Genomic DNA, 14,248 nt, shown 5'->3' on the forward strand with positions numbered 1-14,248 from the left:
CCATGCCCCTTGCCCAGCCCGCGCGCCATATCAGAGTGCTGTACACCGGTGGCACCATTGGTATGGTCGCCAGTGCCAGCGGCCTGGTCCCTGCTGGCGGCTTCGAACAGCGAATGCAAGACAGGCTCGCAGAAACCGGGTTGCCTACCGCAGCCTGGTCGTTCGAAGAGATGCAGCCTCTGATCGACAGCGCCAATATGGAACCGGTCTACTGGCAGCAGCTGCGTACAGCCATTGTGCGGGCCGTGGATGTGGAGGGCTGTGACGCCGTTATGGTACTGCACGGTACTGACACCCTGGCCTACAGCGCGGCAGCACTGAGCTTTCAGCTGATCGGCCTGCAGGTACCGGTGGTCTTCACCGGCAGTATGCTGCCAGCCGGCGTGCCCGACAGCGACGCCTGGGAAAACGTTGAAGGTACCCTGGCTGCACTGACCCAAGGTGTGCTTGCGGGCGTATGGCTATATTTCCACGGCCAACTGATGCTGCCTACCCGCTGCGCCAAGGTACGTAGCAGTGGGCGCGGGGCCTTTGCCCCCCTGGTACGGGACCAAGCCCCTGTTGCTATAGCGCCACTGCCTGCGCAATTGCATTACCAGCAACCCAAGGTGTTGGCCAAGGTCGCTGCCTTGCCCTTGGTGCCGGGCTTCGATCCCGCCTGGCTGGGAGCGTTAGCCCAGGCAGGCGTACAAGGGGTGGTACTGGAATGTTATGGCAGCGGCACCGGCCCGGGTGACAACCCTGCTTTCCTGGCCGCTTTGCGTCAGGTTCGCGCTGAGGGGGTGGTGGTAGTTGCCGTGACTCAATGCCAGCAAGGGGGCGTGGTATTCGATGTGTACGAAGCCGGTAGCCGTTTGCGCGACGCGGGCGTGGTTGCCGGCGGCGGCATGACTCGCGAAGCCGCCTTGGGCAAGCTTCACGGGTTGCTGGGTATTGGCCTGGGCACCGATGAAGTGGCACGTTTGCTGGGTGTAGACCTGTGCGGTGAACTGTCAGGCACGCGTTAGGCACCTCCCCCCTACCTGCAAAGACCTGCAAGGTTCAAACCTTGCACGCCTTCAGCCCCCAGGCCACTCGCAGCCGCTCGACAGCGGCGGCGATGGCCGCCTCCTCCACGCCTGCAAACCCAAGGACCAGCCCGCTGCGCTTGCCCGCAGGCTTTGCCGTATTGGGTAGCCAATAATGGCTAAGGGGTTGAATTCGCACGTCAGCCTGATGGGCCAGCCTGACCAGCTCTGTTTCTCTTGCCAAGGTATCAACCGCGACTTTGACGTGCAGCCCTGCGCTAACTGTTGGCATGGGTTCACAACCTGCAATCCGCTCGGGCCAGCAGGCCAGCAAGGTATCCCTGCGGCGCAGCGCTGCCTTTCGCATTCGCCGAATATGCCGTTGGAAATGCCCACGCGCCATGAATTGCGCCATTACCCATTGGCTGGCCACTTCGGAGTGTCGCATATCGACTGCCCGTCGCTGAGCGAAGGCGGGGGCCAGCGCCTGTGGCAGTACGAGGTAACCGAGCCGTAACGCAGGAAATGCTACTTTGCCAAAGGTACCGACATAGAGCACTCGGCCGTCAGGGTCCAAGGCAGCAAGGGGGGCCAAGGGGGCACCGCTGTAGCGATACTCACCATCATAATCATCTTCGATGATCCAGGCACCTGTATGCCGTGCCCAGTCCAGCAGCTGTAGCCGACGTGCCAGGCTCAATGTAACGCCTGTGGGGTACTGATGCGCCGGTGTCACGTAAGCCACTTTGCACGTTGCCACTTGCATCAACTCATCACAACGCAATCCGTCCTCATCCACGCCAATACCCACTACTTCAGCGCCTGCGCTTGCCAATGCATGGCCGGCAGCGCGATAGCCTGGGTTTTCCACAGCGGCACGGTCACCTAGCTGCAACAGCAACTGTGCACAAAGGCTAATGGCCTGTTGCGCGCCGCAGGTGACTACTATCTGATCAGCCGTGCAGACCAAGCCGCGGGAAGTACGTAGATAAGCCGCTATCATTTCCCGAAGGTTGGCATCACCTGCAGCCTGTTGATAACTCAGTAAGGCAAGGTCAGGCTTTCGCCAAAAAGCGCTATAGAGCTTGCCCCATACGTCGAACGGAAAGAGGTCAAAGGCAGGAATGCCAACTTGAAATGCATGCGGGGTGCTAGGTTCAGGCAGAGAAATGGGCTGGGTCAGTGCTTGCCTGAATGCAGGTGTTTCAACAGGTGTACTGGATGAAAATACAGGCCCTTCTGTGGGTAAACCTGTGTACAACCCCCCTCCAAAACCTGTGGACAACGTTGTGGATGAATCCGAAGCGCTAGTGCTTTCAGTAGTTGCCGCCAAGGGTCTGGCAATGTATGTCCCCGCCCCCACTCTAGCCTCTGCAAAACCTTCCACCATCAACTGCTCATACGCGCTTATTACGGTATTGCGAGAAACCCCTAGGGAGCGTGCCAGCATCCTGCTGGCAGGGAGGCGGGCACCAGCGGGCAATCGACCATCAAGTACACGGTCGCGCAGCTCCTCGTAGAGTTGGTGTACCAAGCCACGGCCTGGAGCCAGGATTAGGCCGCATGGGTCAAAGTCCAGCATTCGCCCCCTCGATTGGCTCTGTCAACATTGTCGTTAATGGACCTTACAGCGGACCAATTTCGCTCATAGCATAGCTTATCCACAGTAAGGGCCTGCCATGTACCTGCCGAACGCTTTTCGTGAATCCGACCCAGAGACCCTCTACCAGATCATTCAAACCTGCGGCCTTCCCTTGTTAGTGACACAGGGTAATGAAGGCCTGCTGGCCAACCACGTACCCTTGCTGTTGACCCGTGAAGGCGAGCGCACGCTGCTCCATGGCCACTTGGCCAAGGCCAACCCACAATGGAAACACCTTGCTCAGGGTTCACCTGCGCTGGTGGTGTTCAGTGGGCCAGAGGCGTATGTCAGCCCGGGCTTTTACCCCAGCAAAACCGGCAACCCGAGTGTGGTGCCCACCTGGAACTATGTGTCCGTGCAAGCCCAAGGGACCCCAGAAGTCTTTCACGACCCTGAGCGCCTCTATGGGCTGGTCGACCAGTTGACCCAACGCCATGAACGCCATAGTGCTGAACCCTGGGCAATCAGCGATGCGCCACAGGCCTACATCCAGAACATGCTCAAAGCCATCGTTGGGTTTTCCATCACTGTTGATCGCCTCGAAGGCAAGCGCAAACTCAGCCAGAACCGCAGCGTGGCAGACCAGCAGGGGGTAGCCCAGCAGCTGGCCGCCAGTTGTCATGCAACAGACCGGGCGCTGGCGGCAGCCATGGCCCTCGATGCCCAACAAACCCTATAAGAAGGTATTCCACTATGAGCACCATTGACATCCGGCCTGTGCAAGCGAAGGATCAGCCTTTCTGGCATGCACTCTGGAAGGCCTACCAGCAGTTCTATGGTGTAAACATTCCAGAAGCTGTTTCGGCGACCACATGGCAGCGCATTCTAGACGTCGCTGAACCCATCAACGCTGCCCTTGCCTGGCAGGATGGGCAGGCTGTAGGGCTGGTGCACTGGATCTTTCACCGTTCCTGCTGGACCGTAGAGAACTCCTGTTACCTGCAGGATCTAATCGTGGACGAACGCCAGCGTGGCGGTGGTATTGGCCGTCAACTGATCGAATACGTGTATTCCCAGGCTAGAACCGCCGGTTGTACAAAGGTCCATTGGCTGACCCACGAGACCAACACCACTGCTATTACGCTGTATAAGCAGATTGCAGAGCAACCAGGTTTCATTCAATTCCGCAAAGCCCTCTAGGAGCCGTTATGGTAAGCCCCGCAATGATCTGGAAACCGGTAAAGGCCCCCGTCGCTGAGACCACAGAAGGGACCTACATCCGGCTGGAAAAACTGGTGCCCGCGCGCCACAGCGAAGACTTGTGGGATGTTCTGGTAGGCCCGGGCGCAGACCCTCTGTTCTGGGATTTTCTGCCTTACGGCCCTTTCAATGATCGGGAACTGTTCGATATCTGGCTGGACAGCTATGCCATCAGCAACGACCCGCTAGGGTTCTGTGTGGTCGACAAGGAAACAGGCAAAGCCGAGGGCGTATTGAGCCTGATGTCCATCGTGCCGGCGCACGGCCGTATCGAGATCGGCCACGTGGCCTTCGGCGCCCCGATGCAGCGCACACCCAAGGGCACTGAAGCCATTTACCTGCTGGCTCAGCAGGTGTTCAACGCAGGTTATCGCCGTGTTGAATGGAAATGTGACAACCGTAACGAGCGTTCTCGCCGTGCCGCAGCCCGCTTTGGCTTTACGCCTGAGGGTGTATTCCGCCAGCACATGGTGGTCAAAAACCACAACCGCGATACGGCCTGGTTCTCACTGTTGGACTCTCAGTGGCCAGCCGTCAAGGAAGGGTTTGAAGCCTGGCTGGCGCCAGAGAACTTCAAGGATGGAAAGCAGGTGAAAACGCTGGAGGCAGTGCGGGGGCTTTAACCAAAGGCCGAACCAAGCAGCCAGCGCCTGCCAAGGCGCTGGCCAACCTCTAGGCTCAGTCGGTTTCGATACGCGAATGGTGGCGAGTGTCCTTCATGAACACATACACCAGCAGCGAGATGAAGATACAGGCCGTTACATACCAGTAGTAGCCGCTTTCCATGCCTGCTTGCTTGAATTGCAGGGCCACCAGCTCAGCGGTGCCGCCGAAGATCGATACGGTCAAGGCATACGGCAGGCCAACGCCTAGGGCCCGTACCTCTGCAGGGAACAGCTCAGCTTTCACTACAGCGTTGATCGAGGTATAGCCACTCACGATCACCAGTGCTGCCATGATCAGCCAGAAGGCACCCCATAGCGTGCTGACAGTATTCAGCGTATTGAGAATGGGGTAGGTGCACAGGGTACCCAATATGCCGAAGGCAATAAGGATAGGCCGGCGGCCAACACGGTCAGACAAAGCCCCTACTACTGGCTGCAGGCACATGAACAGGAACAGGGTAGCGGCAGAGATCAGGGTGGAGTCCGCCTTGGTCATGCCAACACTGTTCACCAGGTATTTCTGCATGTACGTGGTGTAGGTGTAGAACGCCAGCGTACCGCCCATGGTAAGGCCTACAACGGTTGCCAATTCCCGCGGATGGCGCATCAGCGCACGGAAGGCGCTTTCCTTCTTCTCCTTGGTAGCAGTGGCCTTGAACGATGCGGTTTCTTCCATGCCACGGCGCAGGTACAGCGCTGCGACTGCACACATGGCGCCGATCACGAACGGTACACGCCAGCCCCAGGCATGCAATTGCTCTTCAGTCAGCGTTTGCTGCAGGACAATCAGCACAGCCAAAGCAATAAGCTGGCCGGAAATAAGCGTGACGTACTGGAAGCTGGACCAGAACCCACGATTACGCTGGCTGGCCATTTCACTTAGGTAGGTCGCGGACGTACCGTATTCTCCTCCTACGGACAAGCCTTGCAGCAGCCTGGCGACTACCAGCAGTACGGGTGCGGCTACACCGATGGTGTCATAACCAGGCGTAAGCGCGATGATCAGCGAGCCGAAGCACATTAACAGTACCGAGGCCAGCAACGCCGCCTTGCGGCCCTTGCGGTCGGCATACACGCCCATCATCCAGCCGCCAATGGGGCGCATAAGGAAGCCCACGGCAAAAATAGCAGCCGTGTTGAGCAGTTGGGCGGTGGAATCTCCCTTGGGGAAAAACACGGAGGAGAAATACAGCGAAAATGCAGCGTAGGTGTACCAATCGTACCATTCGACCAGGTTACCCACCGAGCCACTGAAAATGGACTTGAGCCGAGAGCTGGGGGTTTTTGGAGCAGCTGCGCTGGTGGCACCTGCGGATGAGGCAATCGTATTCATCGCATGGAGTCTCTTATTGTTGTTACACACCGGGACGGGCGCGGACACAGACTCTTCTGCATAGGCCATGCCAGCCTTCAAACCCCCTATTTAAAAGGCGAAGAGCAGGCTGGTAAGCGGAAAACCGCTCAAAGGCACATTGTGATAGGCGGATTTTTGCCGATCAATTAAGGAAGCTTTCACGCACCAAACCATGGCGCTGCATTTTTTCGTTAAGGGTTCGACGAGGCAACTGCAGTTGTTCCATCACGGCTTTGATGTCTCCCTTGTGATGCGCCAAGGCACTGCGCAGGCATTGTGCTTCGAACTGCTCCACCTGCTCGGCCAAGGACGACTCCTGGGCCGCAGGCGAGGCGTTACCCAGCCCCAGCGCGTGCCGCTCGGCGGCATTGGCCAACTCTCGCACATTGCCCGGCCAACTGTGCCCCAGCAGCTCGGCCAGCGCCGAATGCGGCAGCAAGGGCGGCTCACGCCCTACTCGAACGGCAGCCTGGCGAGCAAAGTGCTCGAACAGCAGTGCGATGTCCTCACGACGCTGACGTAACGGCGGAACATGCAGCTCCGCCACATTCAACCGGTAGGCCAGGTCCTCCCTGAACAAGCCATCGCGCGCCAGGGCCAGCAAGTCGGGCTTGGTGGCCGCCACGATGCGCAGGTCCACTTCAACACTGCGGTTGCCCCCTAGCGGCTCCAGTTTGCGCTCTTGCAGAACACGCAACAGTTTGGCCTGCTGGGCCAGCGGCAGGCTTTCTATCTCGTCGAGAAAAAGCGTACCGCCGTTGGCATATTCCAGCTTACCCACACGTTTACCCTGGGCCCCGGTAAAGGCACCGCTCTCATGCCCGAACAGCTCGGCTTCAAACAGGGTTTCAGGAATTGCCGCACAGTTGAGCGCTACGAAAGGCCCTTTGGCGCGCGGGCTGAAGTCGTGAAGGCACTGGGCAACCAGTTCCTTGCCGCTTCCGGTTTCTCCCCGAATCAACACGTTTACGGGCAGCCCTGCCATGTTCAGCAACTGTTCGCGCAGCCGAACCATGGCCGGCCCTGCCCCTAACAACCGTGCCTGAAGCTCAGCTTGTTGCCCAACCTGCTGATGCAGCTGACGGTTTTCCAATACCAACCGACGCTTTTCAAGCGCGCGGTGGAGGGCCTGCAAAAGTGCTTCAGGGTCGAAGGGCTTTTCAATGAAGTCGTAGGCACCGTCACGCAGGGCAGCCACCGCCATGGGTACATCGCCGTGCCCCGTAAGCAGAATGACTGGCAGCCCGGGATCTTGCCGCTGGGCTTGGGCCAGCAGCCCAAGGCCATCGAGCCCAGGCATGCGCACATCGCTCACAATGGCCCCGACCGGTGTTTGCAGCGCCGCCGCCAGGCAAGCTTCGGCATGGTCGAACGTTTGTACCTTGAGGCCTGAGAGGGTGAGGAACTGTTCGATGGACGCACGGATGCTGGCTTCGTCGTCCACTACCAGAATGGGTAGGTCAAGGCTCATGGCGCGCATACCTCCTGGGCGAGCGGCAGATACAGGGTAAAACGGGCCCCAGGTGACAGGTTTTCAACCTCCAGGCGGCCTTGGTGATCCTGCACGATGGAGGCTGATACGGCCAGCCCCAGCCCCAGCCCTTCACCTGCAGGCTTGGTGGTGAAAAAGGGCTCGAACAAATGCACCAGATCCTCCTGTGCAATACCTTGCCCCGTGTCCTCTACCGTAAGGCGCCACTGCGAAGGTTGCGCGTGCAGGGTAAGGGTTAGCCGCTTCAGGGGTTGGCCAGCCATGGCATCAATCGCGTTGCGTAGCAAGTTGATCAATACCTGCTCCAGGCGTATGGGATCGCCTAAGACCCACGCGGGACGAGGCAGGTCCACCACCACCTCTACCGCTTCCTGAGTCAGCCGAGCATTGAGCAGTTGCAGGGCCTGATCGATCACTAACGCCAGGTCCAGGCGTTCGCGCAGCCCCTTGGGGCTTTTGCGGGCGAATGTTTTAAGGTGCTGCGTCAATGCGTTCATGCGCTGCAGCATTTGTTCGAAAGGCAGCAGGGCTGCCCTGGCCTCCTCCAGCCGACCGTGATCGAGGAGCAAGCGCAGGCTGGCCAGTTGCATGCGCTGTGTGGTCAATGGCTGGTTGATTTCGTGGGCCAGCGTTGCAGACATCTGACCCAGGGCCGCCAGCTTGGTCGACTGTATCAGGCCCTCCTGAGCAGTAAGCAGTTCGCGGGTGCGCTCATCCACAACACGCTCCAGCTCGCGCTGGGTGTTACGCCGCAAACGGGCCAGGCGCAGGCGTTGATAGCCAAACAGCAGCCCAAAGATGACACACAGCCAGGCACTTGCGGCTCCCAGCGCTGCGTTGCGCTGGCTGTCATAGTCCTCTTGGCGCGGGCGCAGCAGGTGCAGGGTCCAGCCCTCGCTTGGCAGCGGCATCGATTTCCACAAGTAGGTTTCATCTTCGAGCTGCGCCAGCCGGCTGTTGGCCGCCAGGGTTTGCACAGAGGTCAGCCCAAGCGGCTCCAGAGATTGGCGGTGGTACTGACGCGTCTGCGCCAGCGCCTGACGATCGGCTTCGCTCAAGGGTTGCAGCAAGTGATAGCGCCAGCGCGGGTTACTGGCCAGGAACACCACGCCACGCGAATCGCTGACCATCAGCAGGTCACTGTCCTGCTGCCATTGGTGTTCCACCTGGGGAAACTCCAGCTTCACGACCACAGCGCCCAGAAATTGGCCGCTGTCATCGGTAATTGCGCTGGACAGGAAGTACCCTGGCACACCGCTGGTGACGCCTACGGCATAGAACCGCCCTGTGCCTTGAGTCCGTGTCTGCAGGAAATACGGCCGGAACGCATAGTTATGGCCCACATAGCTGTAAGGCGTGCGCCAGTTGCTGGCTGCTACGGCCCAACCGTTGCGATCAAGCAGCTCCAGCGTCGAGGACTGCGCGGCAGTGTTGATCTGCTCCAGCTTGATGTTCAGTTCCTGCTGCCGCTGAGGGCTGGCTGGCCGGCGCAAGGCATCCACAAGTTCCGGGTCCAGCGCCAGCACGGCAGGCAACGCGCGATAGCGTTCGATCAAAGTGCCCAGGTTATTGGCGTACAGGTTCAAGCGCTGTTCGGAAAGCCTCGAATCTTCGAGCAAGGCATCTCGGGAGGCATGGCGCATGGCGAGCGAAGCACTGATCAAGGTGCCAACGAACACCACGATCAGAATGAGGGCCAGACGCAAATGTCGGTAGGTCATGATTTGACTTCCTCCCCGCCCTAAAGAGCGGGGATTCCTTCTGCAAGCGCCTGAAGTCCCAGGCGGGCGATGTTCCGGGCAGCATTGACGTCACGGTCATGGACCGTTCCGCAATTGCTGCACGTCCACTGCCTTATTCCAAGTCCGACCCTACCTTTCGGACTGCTGGGCGAAACAACACCACAGCACGAGCACGTTTGGGTTGAAAACGCTTCGTTGACCTCTGCGAACACGACTCCACGCCTGATGGCCTTGTACCGGAGTTGTGTTTGGAACGTCGTCCACGCAGCATCGAGCACGGACTTGGCCATGGTCGTTTTTGCCAGCGCTTTTGCGTTCACATTGCCAACGAAAATTGCAGCATGTTTCTTCACCAGCTCAGACGTCTCCTGGTGGAGAGCATCTTTACGCTGATTGGCGATACGGGCATGGATAGCCTTGATACGCTTCTTTTTGCCGGCTCGCTGTGCAATACCCAGCGCTGCTTCAGACGCGCGATACCAACGCTTTGGTTCGAATTTCTCACCGTTGCAATACGTTGCCAGTGTTTTCAGACCCAGGTCGATACCGACGACAGATGAGGGGCTGGCTGCCGGTTTTTTTTCGACCTGCATTTTGACAGCCACATTGAGATACCAGCGGCCACGCGAATCCTCATTGAAACTACCTGCTCTCAATTCGTACTTGGAGAGGCCATAGGAGTCCCACAGCCCAACATGTATGCCTTTGAATCGAACCTGGCCATTCCGGAAAGTCAGTGCCCCAGCCTTGAAAGGTACCCAGCCCAATGAGTATTTGGAGGACTTGCGGTCACTGACGCGCCAGTTCAGGCGTTGCCGCTTGAACTGCCTGAGCCGGGTAGCGAATTCCTCACACACCTGCTGCTGCGTGGTAGAACCTATAGACACCCCTTCGCACTTGCTGAATCCGTTTGTGAGTTTTTGCAGGTCGAAACCTGACAGCCACACTTTCGGACGGTTGCAGTAACGCTTCAGGCTGCGAAACTGTGTTTCGTTGCAGAAATTCCAGACCTGATTGACGTCGCGAGCCATCGCAAGCATTGCCTTGGCATGCTTGTCCCTGATTCTCAACTTCAATGTCTTGGTGATTTCCATGGCAGCATTATACAATTGGTCATTGAAATCACTCAAGAGGCTATCATGGCTAGGCCGCGTAAGCTTGATGGAGATATTCGGCATGGTCGCCATTGCGTATTTGCGCTTCATGCTCACTTGGTCTTTGTTACCAAGTTTCGACGCAATGTGTTTCAGAAAGAACATCTGGATGCGATGCAGCCGGTACTGGCAAGCGTCTGCCAGGATTTTGAGGCCGAACTGCTGGAGTTCAATGGTGAGCATGACCACGTTCACCTGCTAGTCACCTACCCGCCGAAAGTGGCACTGTCCAATCTTGTCGCGTCCTTGAAAGGTGTGTCCTCACGGAGGCTACGACAACAGTTTGGAGACTTCCATCCTTGGCTCAAGCGTCGAGGCGTGCTGTGGTCACCGTCCTACTTTGCATCGTCATGTGGAGGAGCGCCGATGGAAATCCTGCGCCAATATATTGAGGATCAGCGAACGCCCGATTAGGACGCCTACGGCGTCCATGCTCTTGACCCCGAACTGAACTTCGGGGCTTTCCGCACTTCCGGTAACCCCGAATACAGGCCCCAGGGGCGGCGCCTGTAAAGGGGGAGCAGCGTATACCAGTTGGCCGCCTGTGTGCTGTAAGCCTTGCACACAAAAAAAGGGGCCGAAGCCCCTGAGGAAAACCTTTAACTACCCTTCGATTTCAATCAGTACTTCGCCAGGTGTCACTCGGTCACCTTTGGCCACATGGATGGTGCCCACTGTGCCTGCCACCGGTGCCTGAATTTCAGTCTCCATCTTCATGGCCTCGGTGATCAGAACGGCCTGGCCCGCGTGGACCTGATCGCCCTCCTTGACCAACACTTCGACGATATTGCCGGGCATGGTTGTACTAACGTCCCCTGGTGCGCTGGCCTGCTTGCGCTTGCCTACTCCGCCGCCTACGAACTCATTCAGCGGTTCGAATACGACCTCTTCCGGCATGCCATCAATGCTGAGGTAGAAATGGCGTTTGCCCTCGGCCTTTACACCTACCCCGGTAATGTCCACGCGATAGGTTTCGCCGTGCACGTCGATCACAAATTCGGTAGGCACGCCTTCACCTTTGCCAGACGTCACCGCACCGGCTTCTGGTACAGGCAGCAAAGCCTCAGGCTTGAGAGCGCCTGCGTTACGTTCTTCGAGGAACTTGCGGCCAATGTCCGGGAACATGGCAAACGTCAGCACATCCTCTTCAGTGCGGGCCACTTGACCAATGTCGGCGCGCAGCTTGTTCATTTCAGGTTTGAGCAGGTCTGCCGGGCGAACATCGATAACCTCCTCGCTCCCAATGGCCTGGCGGCGCAGCTGCTCGCTAACTGTTCCCGGCGCCTTGCCATAGCCACCTTGCAAATACAGCTTCACTTCATTGGTGATGGTCTTGTAGCGCTCGCCTGCCAGTACGTTGAAGAAAGCCTGGGTACCTACAATCTGTGACGTAGGCGTGACCAGCGGCGGATAGCCCAGGTCTTCGCGCACCCGTGGAATCTCGGCCAGCACTTCGTTCATGCGGTTGAGGGCGCCCTGTTCCTTGAGCTGGTTGGCCAGGTTGGAAATCATGCCGCCTGGCACCTGGTTCACCTGTACACGGGTATCCACGGCAGTGAATTCGCTCTCGAACTGGTGGTACTTCTTGCGTACGGCGTAGAAGTAAAGGCCAATGTCCTGGAGCAGCTCCAGGTCCAGCCCTGTGTCGTATTCCGTACCCTTGAGCGCGGCGACCATGGATTCTGTGCCTGGGTGGCTGGTACCCCACGCCAGGCTGGAAATAGCGGTATCAATGTGATCGGCACCGTTTTCCACCGCTTTCAACTGGCACATGGCAGCCAGGCCAGCGGTGTCGTGAGAGTGAATGAATACGGGCAGGCTTTGCTCGGCCTTCAAGGCCTTGACCAGTTCACCTGTGGCATAAGGGGTCAACAGGCCGGCCATATCCTTGATTGCGATAGAGTCACAGCCCATGGCTTCCATCTGTTTGGCCTGCTCAACGAACGCCTGCACGGTGTGCACAGGGCTCGTGGTGTAGGCCAGGGTGCCCTGAGCATGCTTGCCGGCCACCTTCACCGCCTCGATCGCTACCTGCAGGTTACGGATGTCATTCATGGCGTCGAAAATACGGAACACGTCGATACCATTGGCGGCCGCACGCGCCACGAACGCCTGTACCACGTCGTCGCTGTAGTGCCGATAGCCCAGCAGGTTCTGGCCGCGCAGCAGCATCTGCAAGCGGGTGTTTGGCAACGCCGCGCGCAGCTGACGCAGGCGCTCCCACGGGTCCTCCTTGAGGAAGCGCACACAGGCATCGAAGGTGGCACCACCCCAGACTTCCAGTGACCAGTAACCCACCTTGTCCAGCTTGTCGCAGATGGGCAGCATGTCCTCGGTACGCATACGGGTCGCAAGCAGGGATTGATGGGCATCGCGCAGCACGGTATCGGTGACGAAGATCTTCTTGGGCATGTTCACAGTTCCTTTCTAGCGCCAAGCTTCAAGCCGTAAGCTACAAGTGAACGCCTTTATGCCTTCACTTGGGGCTCGCCGCTTGCAGCGGCTGTTCAGAGCCCGGCGTGGGCGGCAATGGCGGCGGCGATGGCAAGCGCCAGTTCTTCGGGCTTGCGCTTGATCGAGTACTGGGTGAGCTCCGGGTGGCTTTCTACAAAGCTGGTGTTGAACTCCCCGCTTCGAAACTCAGCGTTACGCAGGATCTCCTGGTAATACGCCGCCGTGGTTTTCACCCCTTGTACCCGCATGTCATCCAAGGCACGCAGGCCGCGGTCCAGGGCTTCTTCCCAGGTAAGCGCCCACACCACCAGTTTCAGGCACATAGAGTCGTAGAACGGTGGAATGGTATAGCCGGTGTAGATGGCGGTATCGGTTCGCACCCCTGGGCCGCCTGGGGCGTAGTAGCGCGTTATCTTGCCAAAGCTGGGAAGGAAGTTGTTTTTCGGGTCTTCAGCATTGATGCGGAACTGCAACGCATAGCCGCGATGTTGAATGTCTTCCTGCTTGACCGACAAGGGCAGCCCTGAGGCGATGCGGATCTGCTCGCGAACAATATCCAGGCCGGTGATTTCTTCGGTAATGGTGTGTTCCACCTGCACGCGGGTATTCATTTCCATGAAATACACTTCGCCCTCGGCAAGCAGAAACTCTACGGTACCGGCATTTTCGTAGTTCACGGCTTTGGCGGCGCGTACGGCCAGGTCACCGATGTACGCCCGCTGTTCAGGCGTAAGCTGGGGGCTGGGTGCGATTTCGATCAGCTTCTGGTTGCGCCGCTGAATGGAGCAATCGCGCTCGAACAAATGCACCACATTGCCGCTGCTGTCTCCTAGCACCTGCGCTTCGATGTGCTTGGGGTTGACGATGCACTTCTCCAGGAACACTTCGGCAGAACCGAAGGCCTTGGTCGCTTCAGAGATCACCCGGGGAAAAGCCTGCTCCAGCTCTTCACGGCTATTACAGCGGCGAATGCCACGCCCGCCGCCACCTGAGGTGGCCTTGAGCATCACCGGGTAGCCGATGCGATCACCCTCGCGAAGCGCTTCGGCAATGTCTGCCACATTGCCCTCGGTGCCCGGCGTGACCGGTACACCGGCTGCCATCATGGTGCGTCGAGCCTCTGTCTTGTCACCCATGCGCCGAATGACGTCGGCCGACGGGCCAATGAACTTGATGCCCCGCTGTGCACAGATGTCTGCCAGCTCTGCGTTTTCCGATAGAAAGCCGTAGCCTGGATGCAAGGCATCACACCCGGTTTCTACTGCCAGGTTGACCAGCTTGCGTGGGTTCAGGTAGCCCGCCAGTGGCTCGGCGCCGATGTTATGGGCTTCGTCCGCGCGCTTTACATGCAAGGCATGGCGATCGGCGTCCGAGTAGACGGCTACCGAGCGAATGCCCATTTCAGCACACGCCCGAACAATACGAACCGCGATTTCGCCTCGGTTGGCGATGAGGATTTTTCTTATCACGCTGGTTTCCCTCGTCCATTAGGCGGCAACGTACGGTGCCTTGTAACGCGTTGCCAGGCACCTGTTCAC

The 14,248-nt window shown here is 58.5% G+C and carries 12 protein-coding genes; 5 read left to right on the forward strand and 7 right to left on the reverse strand.

The window, feature by feature from the left end:
• Positions 1-2: 2 nt before the first annotated feature.
• A complete protein-coding gene (locus ACSAMW_RS14695) occupies positions 3-1,007 on the forward strand; it encodes an asparaginase (RefSeq protein ID WP_500590918.1) in 1,005 nt (334 codons plus the stop codon).
• A 34-nt stretch (positions 1,008-1,041) separates the two neighbouring features.
• Here ACSAMW_RS14695 and pdxR read toward each other — a convergent pair whose 3' ends face one another.
• Positions 1,042-2,589, reverse strand: coding sequence for a MocR-like pyridoxine biosynthesis transcription factor PdxR (gene pdxR, locus ACSAMW_RS14700; protein WP_500590919.1), 1,548 nt, complete (start codon positions 2,587-2,589; stop codon positions 1,042-1,044).
• A 97-nt stretch (positions 2,590-2,686) separates the two neighbouring features.
• Here pdxR and ACSAMW_RS14705 point away from each other — a divergent pair, with 97 nt between their 5' ends.
• The 3 genes from ACSAMW_RS14705 to ACSAMW_RS14715 are packed head-to-tail and all read left to right on the forward strand — an operon-like array spanning position 2,687 to position 4,472.
• Positions 2,687-3,328 carry an FMN-binding negative transcriptional regulator gene (locus tag ACSAMW_RS14705; RefSeq protein ID WP_500590920.1) on the forward strand — a complete coding sequence of 214 codons (642 nt, stop codon included), beginning with the start codon at positions 2,687-2,689 and terminating at the stop codon, positions 3,326-3,328.
• 14 nt (positions 3,329-3,342) lie between these two features.
• Complete coding sequence (locus tag ACSAMW_RS14710) at positions 3,343-3,789, forward strand: GNAT family N-acetyltransferase (RefSeq protein ID WP_500590921.1); 447 nt, start codon at positions 3,343-3,345, stop codon at positions 3,787-3,789.
• 8 nt (positions 3,790-3,797) lie between these two features.
• Positions 3,798-4,472, forward strand: coding sequence for a GNAT family N-acetyltransferase (locus ACSAMW_RS14715; protein WP_500590922.1), 675 nt, complete (start codon positions 3,798-3,800; stop codon positions 4,470-4,472).
• A 55-nt stretch (positions 4,473-4,527) separates the two neighbouring features.
• Here ACSAMW_RS14715 and ACSAMW_RS14720 read toward each other — a convergent pair whose 3' ends face one another.
• From ACSAMW_RS14720 to ACSAMW_RS14735, 4 genes are all read right to left on the reverse strand, one after another.
• The gene (locus tag ACSAMW_RS14720) at positions 4,528-5,847 is read right to left on the reverse strand and encodes an MFS transporter (protein ID WP_168083489.1); all 1,320 of its coding nucleotides are present in this window, start codon (positions 5,845-5,847) and stop codon (positions 4,528-4,530) included.
• A 163-nt stretch (positions 5,848-6,010) separates the two neighbouring features.
• Positions 6,011-7,339, reverse strand: a complete 1,329-nt coding sequence (locus ACSAMW_RS14725) for a sigma-54-dependent transcriptional regulator (protein ID WP_500590923.1) — start codon at positions 7,337-7,339, stop codon at positions 6,011-6,013.
• A complete protein-coding gene (locus ACSAMW_RS14730; protein WP_500590924.1) occupies positions 7,336-9,081 on the reverse strand; it encodes a sensor histidine kinase in 1,746 nt (581 codons plus the stop codon). Before ACSAMW_RS14730 ends, ACSAMW_RS14725 begins: the two co-directional genes overlap by 4 nt.
• Positions 9,082-9,101: 20 nt before the next feature.
• Positions 9,102-10,361, reverse strand: a complete 1,260-nt coding sequence (locus ACSAMW_RS14735) for an RNA-guided endonuclease InsQ/TnpB family protein (protein ID WP_500590925.1) — start codon at positions 10,359-10,361, stop codon at positions 9,102-9,104.
• On the opposite strand from ACSAMW_RS14735, the gene tnpA reads away from it, so the two are divergent.
• Positions 10,242-10,670, forward strand: a complete 429-nt coding sequence (tnpA, locus tag ACSAMW_RS14740; RefSeq protein ID WP_500590926.1) for an IS200/IS605 family transposase — start codon at positions 10,242-10,244, stop codon at positions 10,668-10,670. The genes ACSAMW_RS14735 and tnpA overlap by 120 nt on opposite strands.
• A gap of 189 nt (positions 10,671-10,859) precedes the next feature.
• On the opposite strand, the gene oadA is transcribed toward tnpA, so the two are convergent.
• Positions 10,860-12,668 (reverse strand): sodium-extruding oxaloacetate decarboxylase subunit alpha, encoded by a 1,809-nt coding sequence (gene oadA, locus ACSAMW_RS14745; RefSeq protein ID WP_500590927.1) that lies wholly within the window; start codon positions 12,666-12,668, stop codon positions 10,860-10,862.
• Between the two features lie 95 nt (positions 12,669-12,763).
• Positions 12,764-14,179 (reverse strand): acetyl-CoA carboxylase biotin carboxylase subunit, encoded by a 1,416-nt coding sequence (locus ACSAMW_RS14750; protein WP_500590928.1) that lies wholly within the window; start codon positions 14,177-14,179, stop codon positions 12,764-12,766.
• Positions 14,180-14,248: the final 69 nt, after the last annotated feature.

This window comes from Pseudomonas sp. AB39(2026) (assembly GCF_059831485.1).

Coding starts and splice junctions, on each gene's coding strand:
- ACSAMW_RS14695 (WP_500590918.1), top strand. CDS start 3: ATGCCCCTTGCCCAGCCCGCGCGCCATATCAGAGTGCTGTACACCGGT.
- pdxR (WP_500590919.1), bottom strand. CDS start 2,589: ATGCTGGACTTTGACCCATGCGGCCTAATCCTGGCTCCAGGCCGTGGC.
- ACSAMW_RS14705 (WP_500590920.1), top strand. CDS start 2,687: ATGTACCTGCCGAACGCTTTTCGTGAATCCGACCCAGAGACCCTCTAC.
- ACSAMW_RS14710 (WP_500590921.1), top strand. CDS start 3,343: ATGAGCACCATTGACATCCGGCCTGTGCAAGCGAAGGATCAGCCTTTC.
- ACSAMW_RS14715 (WP_500590922.1), top strand. CDS start 3,798: ATGGTAAGCCCCGCAATGATCTGGAAACCGGTAAAGGCCCCCGTCGCT.
- ACSAMW_RS14720 (WP_168083489.1), bottom strand. CDS start 5,847: ATGAATACGATTGCCTCATCCGCAGGTGCCACCAGCGCAGCTGCTCCA.
- ACSAMW_RS14725 (WP_500590923.1), bottom strand. CDS start 7,339: ATGAGCCTTGACCTACCCATTCTGGTAGTGGACGACGAAGCCAGCATC.
- ACSAMW_RS14730 (WP_500590924.1), bottom strand. CDS start 9,081: ATGACCTACCGACATTTGCGTCTGGCCCTCATTCTGATCGTGGTGTTC.
- tnpA (WP_500590926.1), top strand. CDS start 10,242: ATGGCTAGGCCGCGTAAGCTTGATGGAGATATTCGGCATGGTCGCCAT.
- ACSAMW_RS14735 (WP_500590925.1), bottom strand. CDS start 10,361: ATGTTCTTTCTGAAACACATTGCGTCGAAACTTGGTAACAAAGACCAA.
- oadA (WP_500590927.1), bottom strand. CDS start 12,668: ATGCCCAAGAAGATCTTCGTCACCGATACCGTGCTGCGCGATGCCCAT.